Origin of the sequence: Bartonella sp. AA74HLJMH (assembly GCF_042197045.1) — a bacterium.
In the GTDB taxonomy this organism is placed as follows: domain Bacteria; phylum Pseudomonadota; class Alphaproteobacteria; order Rhizobiales; family Rhizobiaceae; genus Bartonella.
Genome location: NZ_JBHIRJ010000155.1, coordinates 1 through 582, shown reverse-complemented (window position 1 = coordinate 582; position 582 = coordinate 1). Strand labels below are relative to the sequence as shown.

General features: G+C 36.9%; 1 protein-coding gene and 1 pseudogene. Both read left to right on the top strand.

What is annotated here, in order from left to right; all coding sequences use genetic code 11:
* Positions 1 to 234: pseudogene (locus ACFINH_RS10315) on the top strand (integrase); the annotation flags it as partial.
* A gap of 208 nt (positions 235 to 442) precedes the next feature.
* A partial coding sequence (locus ACFINH_RS10310) for a helix-turn-helix transcriptional regulator (protein ID WP_375633082.1) occupies positions 443 to 582 on the top strand: 140 nt, incomplete at its 3' end.

The following is a 582-nucleotide window of genomic DNA, read 5'->3' as shown; positions in this document are numbered from 1 at the left end:
TGTATGGCTCAATATATGAGAGACAATAAACTTGAAGCCTGCCCGCATGGTTTTCGCTCTAGTTTACGCGATTGGCTTGCTGAAACAACCGATGCCCCCTATGAGGTCGCTGAAACCATTCTAAGTCATACGGTCGGAGGGCAAGTAGAGCGCTCCTATCGTCGTACTGACTATCTAGAACAGCGCTGTGTCTATATGGATAAATGGGCGGCTTATGTCACAGGTCAAACCTAAAATATGGGGTGAATAACCCCATTATCTGTGGATAACTTTAGCTCTCTTGTCTCTCATTCCTTCTCAATAAGATTCATAAATTATCACATCAGAAATTATATGATAAAATATTGTTTTCTATAAATAAAATACCTTCAAAAATAAACCAAAATGTGCTTAATAAATAGGCATGATTTGGTTCTATTTTTTATTATGAAAGAATTTTAGAATGACAGAAAATGATATTCTTTTAACTGACCGTGAAAGTGCAAAATTGCTTCATATGAGTGTTTCAACATTCCGCCGTCATGTTACCAATGGCTCTCTCCCAAAACCTTTAAAATTTGGTTTTTTATCCCGTTGGTTACA